The sequence below is a fragment of the Methylobacterium sp. Ger2507 genome (assembly GCF_055231875.1).
Genome location: NZ_JBUYVC010000001.1, coordinates 2488818 through 2501019, shown reverse-complemented (window position 1 = coordinate 2501019; position 12202 = coordinate 2488818). Strand labels below are relative to the sequence as shown.

Here is a 12202-nt window from a genome sequence, read left to right as displayed (position 1 = left end):
AATGAGTGTCCCGGCATGGACGCATGCCGCCCCGGATGCAAGCCGGTGCCGGCCCCGGCCTGGGGATGCGCGGCCGTCTCCGGGCCTCGCTGCCGCGTCGTCCCTCCGGCCGCGTGACGCCGCGGCTTCGGGTCAAGGCGCATCCGGAGCTGTTCCGTCAGTCCTGTTCGGTCAGTCCTGCGCCGGTCCGCCCTCGTCGTCGCCCCGCGCGGCACCCCAGGCGCGAACCTGGTCCATCCAGGCGTCGGGTGACAGAACGGCAATGCCGGGCAGGACCATCAGGGGGGTGATCTTCTCGATCTTGTCGCGCTCGCCCAGCCGCAGCGCACCCTTGCGCGCGAACAGCCGCAGGATTTCGGTGAGGCGAGCCTCCTCGGGCGGGTCGCTGCGCGTGGCGGTGCGGATCGATTCGACGATGTCGTCGGTGGTGCACTCGACCACCCCGTCGGTGGTGACCCGGTGCGCGCGAAGGCCCTCCTCGTAGGCGAGGCGCAGGGCGAGCAGCACGAGGGTCTCGTCCTTGCGCAGGCGCTCGGCCTGCGCATCGTGGCGGATGCCCTCGGGCGGCACCCGCAGACATACCATCTGGTCGCGATGCATCACCTCGAAGCCGTAGCCGAGGCAGGCGAAATAGGCTTGGAAGAAGGGCGCGTAGTGGCGTGCGAGCTCGTAGGAGCGGCCGATGCCGGGCGTGCCGGCATAGACGCACTGGCTCTTCAGCAGCACCTGCAGCGCGCGCGTCAGCTCCTCCTCGGAGGGCGCACGGGCGCCGGGCGGCGGAGGGTCCTCGCCATCCAGGATGGCGCGAAAGGGTTCGAGCATGGCGGGTCTCGGGCGCGCGGGTCGGACCGGCGCGGCCGCGGAAAGGCGCCCCACGCCGGACGCAGTCTCTACCGTCTCCGCGGCCCGTCCGCCATGGGTACGCGGGTCGGGGCGGGCGAGCCCGTCAGGCGGCGACGGCCGGCGTCGCGCGGAAGAGCGAGAGGCAGGCCGTGTCGCGATGCATGCTGAGGATGGACGCGCGGTCGAGGGACGGGTTAGCCGCCAGCACGCGCTGCACCTCGGCCACGATAGCCTCGTAACGGGCCGGATCGTAGTTCGGCTCCAGCGGGCTGACCGCGATGTAGGTCTCGACCACGAGAACCCGTTCGCAACGCTCACGCCCGACTTCGGCGGCGATCCAGGCGGATTTGATCAGGCATTTGGCGGTGGTCATGGGCGATCGCTCCCGCAATCTTTCATCTTCTGCGCTTCGCATCTTGGTTTCGCGTCTTGGGCACGAAATCCACGGGAGCATGAACCCGACCCAGAATTTTGCCAAGGGCCGGGATTAAACATCCAGCGCTAACGAGCCGGAATGTAACGCGATGAACAATCGACACGTTTTTCGAAGACCGCGAAGATTGATCGGATCAAACAGAGGTCCGACCCGGGGCTGGACCTGATCTGATTACCGTCGCAACGCCGGCCCGCGTTCGAGCAGGAAATCCGGGCAGTCGAGCCAGCCATTCGAGACGCGGCCCTCGACGCGGGACAACCGGTAGCGGCACCGCAGCGTGCCGTCGAACAGGACGTCGATCTCGCGCAGGCGCTGGAATACCACGAAGTCGTCCACGTCCGCGATCCGAATCTGCGAGCCCCGAATGGCGCGTTCGGGGCCGAGCCGTCCCTCGATGAACGCCACCACCCGTTCCGGGGTGACTGCGACGCGCTCGCGAAAGGCGTCTTTGGCGGCGATGAAGGCTTCGACGACGGGGTCGATCTCGATCTCCGGCAGGGGCTCGGATTCGATGGGTGCCCGGCGCAGGCGTGGGGCGTAGCAATGCGGCTCCCCGATCGGCGGACGAAAGAGCGAGACCTGCGGGTCGGGCAGTCCGGTGAGGACGTCGTCGCTCCCGGCGACCGCCCGCAGGGCGGCGGCGGTCCGCTCGATGCGGTCGGAATCGCGATGATCGAGGTAGCGCAGGGTCGCGGCGATGCGGCGTTCGAGCCGGGCCACGATATCGCCGACGGCATCGAGATGCCGGTCGAGCCCTTCGAAGATCGCCAGGATTTCGGCGAGGTCGCTGCGGACCGCCCGCTCGGCACTGTCCCGGTCGGGTGCCCGCCCCTCGCGCAGGCCCGCATCCGTCAGCGCCCGCAGGGTCAGTGGATCGCGCAGGGCGCGGCCCGCCTCGCGCACGATTCCGGACCGGAAGCGGAACGGATTGAAACGGGTGTGCAGCGTCCGGTAATCGCTGACGAGGTGCCGTGCCACGAACTCCTCGAAGTAGAGCCGCAGGGCGGTGCCCTGGTCCGCCTCGCGCAGGATGCGTTCCTCGCTCTTGCGCATCGACCCGGCGAGGCTGCGCAGGTGGCTGAGGAACGTGCGAGCCGATTTCGCCGCGTTGACCAGGGCCTCGGAACGCTCGGCCGGGTTGGCGATGGCGCTTTCCAAGCTCCCCAGAACGTCGAGCACGGCGCCGCCGTAGGAGCGCCGCTCGCCCCGGTCGAGGCGCGCGAGTTCGTCGATCACCATCCGGGCCTCGGGGTCGAATTCGACCACCGGAACGTAGCGCTCGCGCCGCTCGACCAGCCATCCGGCATCGAGGAGCCGCCGGTAGACCACGGAGCGGCGTTCATTCGGCTCGACCGGCGTCACGGCCTCGTCGTCGATCTCCCGGTCGACGAAATCCGCCGCGAAGTCGCCGATCGCGCCCAGGAGTTCGCTCTTGCGCAGGGGCTCGGCGGTGTCGCCGAAGACGCGGGCGTGCAGGTGCAGCAGCAGGGCCGCGTTGAAGGCCCGGCTCGGCGAGGCAAGCGGCTTGAACAGGTCGTCGGAAAGGTGCGTGAACAGCATGGCAGGCCGGGACAGATCAGCCCTGACCGGCGCGGAGAGTCAATTCCCGGACGCGGTGCGGCTCGCGGTCCCTGAACTCCCGTCCGCGCCGCCGCGTTGTCAACCGGTCGTCCGCGTTCCTGCGAGGCCACCTGCTTTCGTGGAGTCTGCGATGCCTACCCAACGCCGGAGCGCCCTGCTCCTCGCCCTGTCCCTGCTGGCGATCCCGGCACTGTCCGGGAGCGGCGCGCATGCGCAGCCGGCCGCGGAGGGCGCGGGGGCCGCGCAGCCTCGGCTGGGCGGCCTGCGCGGCTCCAAGATCATCGGGCTTCCGGTGGTCGGGATGGATCACGTCCGCGTCGGCTCGATCGACGACGTCCTCATCGGCGACGGGGGTCGGGTCGAAGCAGTCATCATCGGGGTCGGGGGCTTCCTCGGCATCGGCGAGAAGCTCGTGGCGGTGCCATTCGATAAGGTTGGCTGGAACATGAAGGATGTGCCGCTCACCTCCGGGGCGACCTCGGTGACGACCCCCGAGACGGCCCCGAGCGCCGCGGCTGCGGCCAAGGTCCAGCCCGAGACCATGCCGGGGGCCGACACCACTCGCGAAGTGCTCGGATCGGTCCAGAACAAGCACACCGATCAGGTCAACCCCGCCACCGGGACCATCGACGAGACCAAGAAGCCGACCGCGGGTCGGGCCACCGTCCTGGCCGGCGGCGTCCCGATCGAGGCGGAGGTCCGCATGACCAAGGCCGAACTCACCGCTGCGCCGGCGTACCAGTACGGCGCCGCCCGCACGGCCGAGAAGTAGCAGGACGCGAGGAGACAGCGATGACCCAGATCCGCACCTTGACGACGACCGTTGCGCTGTGGACGATCACTCTCGGTGGCGCACTCGCCCAGCAGACCAACCCGGCGCCGCCGATCCCGGAAAACGGGCCCGCCGGCTCGAACTCCACGGCCGCCAATGCGGCGGCCACGGATTTCAACTGGATCTGGCTGAGCCTGGTGATCGCGGTCATCGCCCTCGGCATCTGGTACGTCGCCCGGCGCCGCCAATCCGGCAACGTCCGCTGACCGGATCCGTCGCGCGCGGCGTCGCCGCCGCGTGCTACGGCCCGGCATTCGGGAAGAACAGCGGCTTGCCGTCGATCTTGTAGCTGGCGATGGCCGCCTGCCCGTCCTGCGAAACGAGCCAGTCGATGAAGGCCTGACCCTCCTTCGCCTTGACGCCCGGATGCTTGGCCGGATTGACCAGCATGACGCCGTAGGGGTTGAACAGGCGCTTATCGCCCTCGACCAGGATGGTGAGGTCGCCCCGGTTCTTGAACGAGAGCCAGGTTCCGCGATCGGCCAGCAGGTAGGCATTCAGGGCCGAGGCGGTGTTCAGGGCCGGACCCATGCCCTGGCCGATGTCGCGGTACCAGTCGCCCTTGACCGCCGGGAGATCGATTCCCGCATCCTTCCAGGTCCGCAGCTCGGCGCTGTGGGTGCCAGAACGGTCGCCCCGCGAGACGAAGGGCGCCTTCGCGGTCGCGAGCTTGCCGAAGGCCGCCACGACATCGCCACCGCGCACGCCCGCCGGATCGGACTTCGGCCCGATCAGGACGAAATCGTTGTACATCACGTCCCAGCGCCGGGTGGCGAACCCCTCCGCCAGAAACTTCTCCTCGGCAGGCCGGTCGTGGACCAGCACCACATCGGCATCGCCGCGCCGGGCCGCGTCGAGGGCCTGGCCGGTGCCGAGGGCGACCACCTTCACGGCGATGCCGGACTTGGCCTCGAACAGCGGCAGCAGGTGCTTGAACAGGCCGGACTGCTCGGTGGAGGTGGTTGAGGCGACGACGATCGAGGCCGGCTCGGCCCGAACGCCGGAGGCGCCGCCGAGGGCGAACAGGAGGCCGAAGGTTACGAGGCCGCGGCGAAGGATGTCCAAGGAAGTTCTCCGGTGATGTAGGCCCGCGTTTCGGGGGCCTGGGGTGATGTGAGGAGTGCGCGGGTCGGGCCCTGCTCGACGGCACGGCCGCGCGCGAGCACCACGACGTTGGCGGTGAGCCGCATGACCTGCCCGAGGTTGTGGGACACGAGCACCACCTTGGCGCCCTGCCGCGCCATGTCGGCGATCAGCCCCTCCACCAGCTCCGTGGCCCCTGGGTCGAGATTGGCGGTGGGCTCGTCGGCGAGCAGCAGGTCGGGCGTGACCGCCCAGGCGCGGGCGAGGGCCAGCCGCTGCTGCTCGCCGCCGGACAGGCGCGTCGCCGGCGCGTCGGCCCGGTGGCCGAGCCCGACCCGCACCAGGGCGGCGTGGGCGCGGGCCGCACGCTCGGTCCGGGACAGGCCGAGGGGGACCAGCGCCAGGGCGACGTTGGCCCGCGCGCTCGCCCGCAGCAGGGCCGGCCGCTGGAACAGGTGCGCGCGGCGGACCGGCTCCTGGCTTACGATCCGCACCGACCCGGCATCGGGACGCAGCAGGCCGTCGATGATCCGCAGGGTAGCGCTCTTGCCGGCGCCGTTCGGGCCGATCAGCGCGGTGATGCCGGCAGCCGGAATGCGGGCATCGAGGCCGTCCAGGATGCGGGTGCCGTTGCGGGTCAGCACGAGGCCGTCGAGGTCAAGGGCGGGCATCGGCTCAACCATAGGCCCGGAGCGCGTAGCCGCGCAGGATCGCCGCCACGGCGTTGACCAGGACGACGAGGGCGATCAGCACCAGCCCGAGGGCGAGCGCGAGGCTGAGATCGCCCTTCTGGGTCTCCAGCGAAATCGCCGTGGTCATCGTCCGGGTGTGCCCGTCGATGTTGCCGCCCACCACCAGAACCGCGCCGATCTCCGAGATCGCCCGCCCGAAGGCGGCCAGTGCCGTCGTCACGAGGGAGAAGCGGGTGTCGTGGATGAGCGCAAGGGCGCGGCGCGGTGCCGACAGCCCGAGGGAGCGGAGCTGGTCACCGAGATGCGCTTCGGCATCGGCCACGACCTGCCGGCTGAGCGCCGCGACCAGGGGCGTCGCCAGAACGGCCTGCGCCGCCACCATGGCGCCCGGGGTGAACAGCAGCCCGAAACTTCCCAGAGGCCCCGAACGCGACAGGACGAGGTAGAGCACCAGGCCGACGATCACCGGCGGCAAACCCATGAAGGCGTTCAGGAGTCCGACCAGGATCGACCGACCTGGAAAGCTGGACACTGCCAGGACCGCCCCCAGGGGAATGCCGACGCAGAGCCCGATGGCCACCGCCGTGAGACTGACGCGCAGGGATAGCCAGGCGATCGCGAAGACGTCGCGATCGAGGGTCGTCAGACGCGAGATCGTCTCCTGAAGAGTCTGAAGCATCGGGACCGGGCTGCAGGGAAGGTTCGGGGATGATACGGAGAGGACCGAAAGATCAATAGGAAAGACCTTGCCGATGCGGATCGATCTGGAGGCCGATGGGACGTGGCGTAACCTTGCGCTCCGATCGACCTTCGCGGTCCTGGACGCTCTGGTAGGATCGGCGTCGCTGCTGAGCGCGGCGCGAACGCTCGGGATTTCCTACCGCTCGGCCTGGAGCCGGGTGGCCGCCATCGAGGCGGCTCTGGGCAAACCTATCGCGGTCAAGACCAAAGGGCACGGCACCACGCTGACACCCTATGGCCGCGCCCTGCACGCCGCCCTATCGGCAACCTATGCGCGGCTCGAGCCTGTGCTTGACGCCGAGGCACGGCGGCTGGAGCAGGCACTTCAAGCGATCGAGACGCCAAAGCCCGTCACGCTCCGGCTGGCCGCGAGCCACGATCCGCTGCTGCTCGGGATCATCGCGGAGCGGTCCGACGTCACGCTCGCGGTCGCCGGAAGCCTCGACGCCCTGGCGCATCTGCGGTCCGGAACGGCGGATGCGGCCGGCTTCCATTACGGTTCCGAGGGGCCGGCGCCGGCGCCGTTCGACGCGCTGTTCCGGGATTCAGAATTGACTGTCTGGCCGCTGTTCCGGCGCGAGCAGGGCTTGATGCTTCCACCCGGCAATCCGCACGCGGTCGCGTCCGTGAGCGACATCGCCCGCCTGCGCCTGCGCTTCGTCAACCGCCAGCGCGGCGCGGGGACCCGGATCTGGTTCGAGCGGCTCTGCGCCGAGTCCGGGTTGGAACCCGGCGCGATCCTCGGTGCGGAGACGGAAGAGTTTACCCATCAGGCGGTGGCTGCGCTGATCGCCACGGGCGCGGCCGATGTCGGCATGGGCACGCCGGCGATTGCCGCGCGCTTCGGCCTCGCGTTCCGGTCGGTTGGCTGGGAGACCTACTACCTCGCGGCCCGCATCACCGGCGACGCCGCGGCGCTGTCCAGCCTGCACGCGGAGGCGGCACGGGCTGCCGACACCACCCTCGGCTACCAGAGCGTGGCGTGTGGATAGAAGGTCAGGATGTCGCCCGGCGCGACGGCGGTGACCGCGTCGGCCAGTTCGACCAGCCCGTCGCTTTCGGTCAGGGAGGAGAGGACGCCCGCGCCCTCGCGTGGGTACTTGGCCGCCTCCAGCACGGCGTCGGGCGCCAGCGCCACGCTGACGCGCACGAATTCCCGCCGACCGGCCTTCTTCTTATAGCTGAAGGCCGCCCGGACGGGCTGGCCGATCGTCGGCGGATCGACGGCGCCCCCCAGCCGGGCGAGGAGCGGGCGCACCACGAAGAGCAGGGTCACGTAGACCGCGCCGGGATTGCCCGGCAGCCCGACGAACGGGGTACCGTCCACGACGCCCATCGCCACCGGCCGGCCGGGCTTGATGGCGAGGCGCCAGAACATCAGCGAACCGACGGCCTCGACCGCTGCCTTGACATGGTCCTCCTCCCCCGTGGAGACGCCGCCGGAGGTCAGGATCAGGTGATGATCCCGCGCTGCCTGGCGGAGCCGGGAGGCCAGCACCGCGGGTTCGTCGCGCAGGATGCCGAGATCCGCCACCTCCGCGCCGAGGCGGGTGAGCAGGGTCGCGAGCATCACCCGATTGGAATCGTGGATCGCTCCGGGCGGCAGCGGCCGTCCCGGCTCGGTGAGTTCGTCGCCGGTTGAAAACAGGGCCACGCGCAGGCGCGTCCGCACGGCGATCCTGTCGTGACCGGAGGCTGCCGCCAGGGCCAGGTCCTGCGGACGCAGGCGCCGTCCGGCCGGAACCGCGCAGGTCCCCTGGGCGATATCCTCACCCGCCGCGCGGGCATTGGCTCCGCGCTTCAGGCCGGCGGGCAGGATCACGGCATCGCCCTCGCGCTGGACGTCCTCCTGCATGAACACCGTGTCGGCCCCGGGCGGCATCGGCGCGCCGGTGAAGATCCGGATCGCGCCGCCTTCGGGCGCGACGGCCTCGGGCGAGGCCCCGGCCGGAAGCCGCCCCCGCACCGGAAGCCGCGTCGCGCCGTCGGGGCTCAGGTCGGCATGCCGCACCGCATAGCCGTCCACGGCGGAGTTCGGAAAGGGCGGCACATCGTGCAGGGCGGTGACGTCCTCGGCCGCGACCCGCCCATCCGCCTGCCCCAGGGGCAGCCATTCGGTGCCGGCCAGCACCGGGAGGCGCTCGCCGATCAGCGCCACGGCGTCCTCGATGCGCATCAGCGCGCCACCGAAGGCGAAGCAGTCGTCGGTCAGCTGGGCCATGACTCCTCCAGGCGCGCCAGCGCCGCCGGCATCGGTTCGGCCAAGGCCAGGACCAGATCGGCGATCCGATCGATCGCGTCGAGGTCGACCACCGGGATGGACGCCTCGGGAAATGCCCGATCGCTCGCCACGGCGAGGATGCGGGGATCGTGCGGGTGCATCGGCGGCTGGCCGTTGGCCACGCGGTGGACCTCGAGCTTGGCGTGGGCCTCGCGCTTGAAACCTTCCACGATGACGAGATTGCAGGGCGAGAGCCGGCGCAGCAAGTCGGAGAGCCGCGCTTCTGCCGCTTCCCCGATCTCATGCATCTGGACCCAGCGCCGCGCCGAGGACACAATGACCTCCGAGGCTCCGGCCTCGCGGTGAACGTAGGAATCCTTGCCAGGCCGGTCCACGTCGAAGGCGTGATGCGCGTGCTTGATGGTGGCGACCTTGATCCCACGCGCGACCACAACCGGGATCAGGCGGGACAGTAGCGTGGTCTTGCCCGCGCCGCTCCACCCGGCGAGACCGATGACCCGGGCGGGCGTCACGCGGGTTCCGCGGGCGAGAACCCGGCCTCGCTGAGGAGGGCCCGCGTCTCCGGCTCGCGGAGACAGGCCAGGAAGGCGGCCAAGGCCGGCCGGGCGGCGTGCTCGGCCCGGTAGGCAAAATCATAGCGCTCGTCGGCCAGCGGCAGGAAACCGAGGCCGTAGGCCCGGGCGACCGTCGCGATGGCGACGCCCCAATCGGCTCGTCCCTGCGCCACCGCCGCCGCGACGGCGTTGTGTGAGCGCGGCTGGTTCCAGAAGCCCGGTGGCCGGGCGCCCGCCAGAAGTCCCTCGACCAGGGCCCGCGTCCCGGACCCCGTGTTGCGGTTGACCATGACCATCTCGGGCTCGGCCAGCGCCGCCGCCACGGCCTCGGCGGCCGAGCGGTCCGCGAACAGGGGATGACCGGGCCGGAAGACCACGCCCTGCAGGCGCCCCCAGCCCTCGGCCAGGATCATGCCCGGCCCCAGGAAGGGCCGGTTGTAGGTGCCGGACTCGGGGTCGAGGAGGTGCATCGCCGCGAGGTCGCATTCGCCCCGGCCGAGGGCGGCGAGACCACCGGCGGAGCCGACCCACAGGGTACGAGCCCGATAGCCGCCCGCGGCGAGCCGGCCGACGACCCGGTCGAGGCCGACGCAATGGCTGCCGATGATGGTGAGGTCGGGCGGGCGGATGCCGGCGCCGAGACGCGTGATTGTGACGGCCTCGCCGGCTTCCAGGCCGGAGCGGGCGGCGGGAATGGCGAAGAATCCGTCGGCCTGGGAGAAGGCCGTCACCGAGCCGGACCCCTTCGGCAGCGGCAGGGCGCGCAGGCCGGCCTCGGTTTCGGACAACGCGGTCATGACGAATTCGGTGCGTCCGCGCTCGGAGGCGACGCGCTGGGGCAGGATTGCCGCCACGCTGGCCTCTTCGCGCGGGGGCAGCCCCGCCATGGCTCGCACCAGCGGCACCACGAAGTCGTGGAAGGTGAACATCGCCGAAGTCGGGAAGCCCGGAAGCACCACGATCGGGGTGCCCTCCGCCACCGCGAGGCAGAGCGGCTTGCCGGGCTTCAGCGCCACCCCGTGGACGAGGATGCCGGGTTCGCCGAGACGCTGGAGGATGCGGTGTGAGACGTCGCCGGCGCCCTTGGAGGTGCCGCCCGACAGGACCACGACGTCGCAGTCCGCCATGGCGGTGCGCAGCGCCGCTTCCAGAGCGACCTCGTCGTCGCGGACGATTCCGAGCGGGCGCACCACTCCGCCGTTCTCGATGATTGTCGCGGCGACGATCGGCCCGTTGGAATCGTAGATCGCGCCCGGCGACAGGGGCTGGCCGGGGGGAACCAATTCGTCGCCGGTGGAGAGCACCGCCACGCGCGGCCGCCGAACCACGTCGATCGATGCCAGGCCGCAGGCGGCCAGCATCCCGATCTCGCGTGCCGTCACCGTCAGACCTCGGCGCAGGACGGTCTCGCCCGAGGCCATGTCGGCCCCGGCATAGCCGATGAACTGGCCGGGCCGCGCCGCAAAGGCGAGGTCGATCGCGAGGCTGTCGGGCTGGAACTCGGTCTGCTCCACCATGACGACGGCGTCGGCGCCGCGGGGAACGACGCCGCCGGTGGCGATCGGCGTGGCCGTGCCGGGCGCCACCGCCAGGGCCGGCGCCACGCCGCAAGCCAGGATCTCGCGATTGAGGGACAGGCGGCGCGGATGGGCTTCGCCGGCCCCTTCGGTGTCGGAGGCCCGCACGGCGAAGCCGTCGACCAAGGCGCGATCGAAGGGGGGCACGTCGATGGGCGAGGCGATGTCGGCGGCCAGGACGCGCCCGACGGCCTCCCCCAGCGCGACGGTCTCGGACCCGAGGGGGGCATGCGGTACGGCAGCGCGGAATCGCTCCAAGGCCTCTTCGCGGCTGACCACGGTGAGGAATTGTTCCTGACGTGCGGCCCTGGCCAGCCTGTCGAGAAACGCCTCGTTGGACGCCGCCCGCATCATAGGGCGAGCCCCGTGAGGGATTGGCCGGCCGGAACGCCTTCGGATTCGGGTCCGACGAGAATTGCCGCATCGGCCTGGATCAGGCTGTGGAGCGGCAGGTCGCTGCTGCCCAGCGGCAGGAAGCCGTCGGGCCTGCGTCGGGCATAGATGACCTCGCTGAGACCGATGGTCGAAGCGATCTTGCGGAGGGTCGGAAGGACAGCCGGCGTGTCCGGCGATGCCCCGGACAGAGCTTCGATCAGCGGCCGGGCAAGCGCCAGGAAGGCGGCGAGTGCCGCGTCGGGCCGCCCGGGCAGAAGCAGGACCGGCCGGTCGCCGACCGTGCCGAATCCGGCCGTCTCCCCAGGCTTCAGGGCGATGCCGTGGGCCTGGACCTTCCCCGCGCGGGACAGGCCGGCCGCGCTGTGATCCTGGCGGCCGAAGCCGGTGCCGCCGAGAACCAGGATGGCATCGCCGGTCTGCTGACGCAGCGCATCGGCGATGGCCTCCGGCGTGTCGGCTGCGATTACGGCGTCGATGCTGGCACCCGCCCGGGCGGCCAGGGTCGCGAGCAGCGGCGACAGGGAGTCGGCTTCGGCAGCCCGGACAACGATCAGGCTCAAGCGGGGCCGGCGCAGGGCTACGCTCGCGAATCCGGCCGCCTGCAGCGCGAGCCGGTTCAGGGCCGTGATCCGGTCTCCGACGGAAAGGAGACGCGCACCCGATGCGATCTCCTCGCCCGCCCGGCGGACACCTGCACCGGCCGGGGCATCCGCCACCACGACGTCGCCCTCGATCGCTTCGGGCGACAGGATCGTGTCGAGGCCCTCTGGCATCCCGGCGCCGGCCTCGACCCAGATCAGGGGATGGGGAGCGGGAATCGGCGCGTACGGAGAGGCGCCGACGATCGCCTCGGCGCGCACAGCCCATCCGTCGCGGAGCGCGGTCGGTTGGGCGGGATAAGCTCGCGGCGCTTCGAGGTCAGCCGCGCTGATGCCGCCAAGGGACTCGCCGAGCGGGACCGCCTCGGGCGGGATCGGGACCAGGTTCGCCGTCAGCTGCTGCACGGCCTCGTCGAGCGGCATCAGGGCCGCGGAGGCGGCGCGGTGCGGGGGCGACCCGTGATCCGATGCGGCCGGATCGACCTCCGTCTCGATGGCGCTGCGGGCGTGAGCGATCATGTCCCGAGCGATGCGCTATCGCCGGGCGATGATCAAGCACCTCGCAGGCCTGCCGCGTCACCGGGTCCCGCCCGGGCGCCGCGACATCCTGCGGGCGGATCGTCTAG

General features: G+C 71.1%; 13 protein-coding genes. 3 read left to right on the top strand and 10 right to left on the bottom strand.

Annotation, left to right across the window (positions count from 1 at the left end; genetic code table 11):
• Window positions 1-171: 171 nt before the first annotated feature.
• From ACV7NL_RS11600 to ACV7NL_RS11590, 3 genes are all read right to left on the bottom strand, one after another.
• A complete protein-coding gene (locus ACV7NL_RS11600) occupies window positions 172-822 on the bottom strand; it encodes a DUF4194 domain-containing protein (protein WP_056186337.1) in 651 nt (216 codons plus the stop codon).
• Between the two features lie 124 nt (window positions 823-946).
• Window positions 947-1216, bottom strand: coding sequence for a hypothetical protein (locus ACV7NL_RS11595; RefSeq protein WP_056186340.1), 270 nt, complete (start codon window positions 1214-1216; stop codon window positions 947-949).
• A gap of 234 nt (window positions 1217-1450) precedes the next feature.
• The gene (locus tag ACV7NL_RS11590; protein WP_463355749.1) at window positions 1451-2839 is read right to left on the bottom strand and encodes a Wadjet anti-phage system protein JetA family protein; all 1389 of its coding nucleotides are present in this window, start codon (window positions 2837-2839) and stop codon (window positions 1451-1453) included.
• Window positions 2840-2990: 151 nt separating this feature from the next.
• On the opposite strand from ACV7NL_RS11590, the gene ACV7NL_RS11585 reads away from it, so the two are divergent.
• Window positions 2991-3632, top strand: coding sequence for a PRC-barrel domain-containing protein (locus ACV7NL_RS11585; RefSeq protein WP_463355748.1), 642 nt, complete (start codon window positions 2991-2993; stop codon window positions 3630-3632).
• Window positions 3633-3652: 20 nt separating this feature from the next.
• Window positions 3653-3898 carry a hypothetical protein gene (locus ACV7NL_RS11580; protein ID WP_463355747.1) on the top strand — a complete coding sequence of 82 codons (246 nt, stop codon included), beginning with the start codon at window positions 3653-3655 and terminating at the stop codon, window positions 3896-3898.
• Between the two features lie 34 nt (window positions 3899-3932).
• Here ACV7NL_RS11580 and ACV7NL_RS11575 read toward each other — a convergent pair whose 3' ends face one another.
• From ACV7NL_RS11575 to ACV7NL_RS11565, 3 genes are read right to left on the bottom strand one after another with little or no spacing between them, the layout of a single operon-like run.
• Window positions 3933-4757: an ABC transporter substrate-binding protein gene (locus tag ACV7NL_RS11575; RefSeq protein ID WP_463355746.1), complete on the bottom strand. Its 825-nt coding sequence runs from the start codon at window positions 4755-4757 to the stop codon at window positions 3933-3935.
• A complete protein-coding gene (locus ACV7NL_RS11570) occupies window positions 4730-5446 on the bottom strand; it encodes an ATP-binding cassette domain-containing protein (RefSeq protein ID WP_463355745.1) in 717 nt (238 codons plus the stop codon). Before ACV7NL_RS11570 ends, ACV7NL_RS11575 begins: the two co-directional genes overlap by 28 nt.
• Before the next feature lie 4 nt (window positions 5447-5450).
• The gene (locus tag ACV7NL_RS11565) at window positions 5451-6146 is read right to left on the bottom strand and encodes an ABC transporter permease (RefSeq protein ID WP_463355744.1); all 696 of its coding nucleotides are present in this window, start codon (window positions 6144-6146) and stop codon (window positions 5451-5453) included.
• Window positions 6147-6219: 73 nt separating this feature from the next.
• On the opposite strand from ACV7NL_RS11565, the gene ACV7NL_RS11560 reads away from it, so the two are divergent.
• Entirely contained in the window at window positions 6220-7200 is a 981-nt protein-coding gene (locus ACV7NL_RS11560) for a substrate-binding domain-containing protein (RefSeq protein WP_463355743.1), read from the top strand.
• On the opposite strand, the gene ACV7NL_RS11555 is transcribed toward ACV7NL_RS11560, so the two are convergent.
• Genes ACV7NL_RS11555 through ACV7NL_RS11540 form a run of 4 tightly spaced genes read right to left on the bottom strand, consistent with a single transcriptional unit; the run spans window position 7176 to window position 12095 of the window.
• The gene (locus ACV7NL_RS11555) at window positions 7176-8429 is read right to left on the bottom strand and encodes a molybdopterin molybdotransferase MoeA (protein WP_463355742.1); all 1254 of its coding nucleotides are present in this window, start codon (window positions 8427-8429) and stop codon (window positions 7176-7178) included. The genes ACV7NL_RS11560 and ACV7NL_RS11555 overlap by 25 nt on opposite strands.
• Window positions 8417-8962, bottom strand: coding sequence for a molybdopterin-guanine dinucleotide biosynthesis protein B (mobB, locus tag ACV7NL_RS11550; RefSeq protein ID WP_463355741.1), 546 nt, complete (start codon window positions 8960-8962; stop codon window positions 8417-8419). Before mobB ends, ACV7NL_RS11555 begins: the two co-directional genes overlap by 13 nt.
• A complete protein-coding gene (locus ACV7NL_RS11545; protein ID WP_463357108.1) occupies window positions 8959-10932 on the bottom strand; it encodes a molybdopterin biosynthesis protein in 1974 nt (657 codons plus the stop codon). The genes mobB and ACV7NL_RS11545 overlap by 4 nt, the downstream gene beginning before the upstream one ends.
• Window positions 10932-12095, bottom strand: a complete 1164-nt coding sequence (locus ACV7NL_RS11540; protein WP_463355740.1) for a molybdopterin-binding protein — start codon at window positions 12093-12095, stop codon at window positions 10932-10934. Before ACV7NL_RS11540 ends, ACV7NL_RS11545 begins: the two co-directional genes overlap by 1 nt.
• Window positions 12096-12202: the final 107 nt, after the last annotated feature.

Bases quoted from the DNA above. Each gene is read 5' to 3' on its own strand.
- ACV7NL_RS11600 (WP_056186337.1), bottom strand. From the start codon at position 822: ATGCTCGAACCCTTTCGCGCCATCCTGGATGGCGAGGACCCTCCGCCG.
- ACV7NL_RS11595 (WP_056186340.1), bottom strand. From the start codon at position 1,216: ATGACCACCGCCAAATGCCTGATCAAATCCGCCTGGATCGCCGCCGAA.
- ACV7NL_RS11590 (WP_463355749.1), bottom strand. From the start codon at position 2,839: ATGCTGTTCACGCACCTTTCCGACGACCTGTTCAAGCCGCTTGCCTCG.
- ACV7NL_RS11585 (WP_463355748.1), top strand. From the start codon at position 2,991: ATGCCTACCCAACGCCGGAGCGCCCTGCTCCTCGCCCTGTCCCTGCTG.
- ACV7NL_RS11580 (WP_463355747.1), top strand. From the start codon at position 3,653: ATGACCCAGATCCGCACCTTGACGACGACCGTTGCGCTGTGGACGATC.
- ACV7NL_RS11570 (WP_463355745.1), bottom strand. From the start codon at position 5,446: ATGCCCGCCCTTGACCTCGACGGCCTCGTGCTGACCCGCAACGGCACC.
- ACV7NL_RS11565 (WP_463355744.1), bottom strand. From the start codon at position 6,146: ATGCTTCAGACTCTTCAGGAGACGATCTCGCGTCTGACGACCCTCGAT.
- ACV7NL_RS11560 (WP_463355743.1), top strand. From the start codon at position 6,220: ATGCGGATCGATCTGGAGGCCGATGGGACGTGGCGTAACCTTGCGCTC.
- ACV7NL_RS11555 (WP_463355742.1), bottom strand. From the start codon at position 8,429: ATGGCCCAGCTGACCGACGACTGCTTCGCCTTCGGTGGCGCGCTGATG.
- ACV7NL_RS11545 (WP_463357108.1), bottom strand. From the start codon at position 10,932: ATGCGGGCGGCGTCCAACGAGGCGTTTCTCGACAGGCTGGCCAGGGCC.
- ACV7NL_RS11540 (WP_463355740.1), bottom strand. From the start codon at position 12,095: ATGATCGCTCACGCCCGCAGCGCCATCGAGACGGAGGTCGATCCGGCC.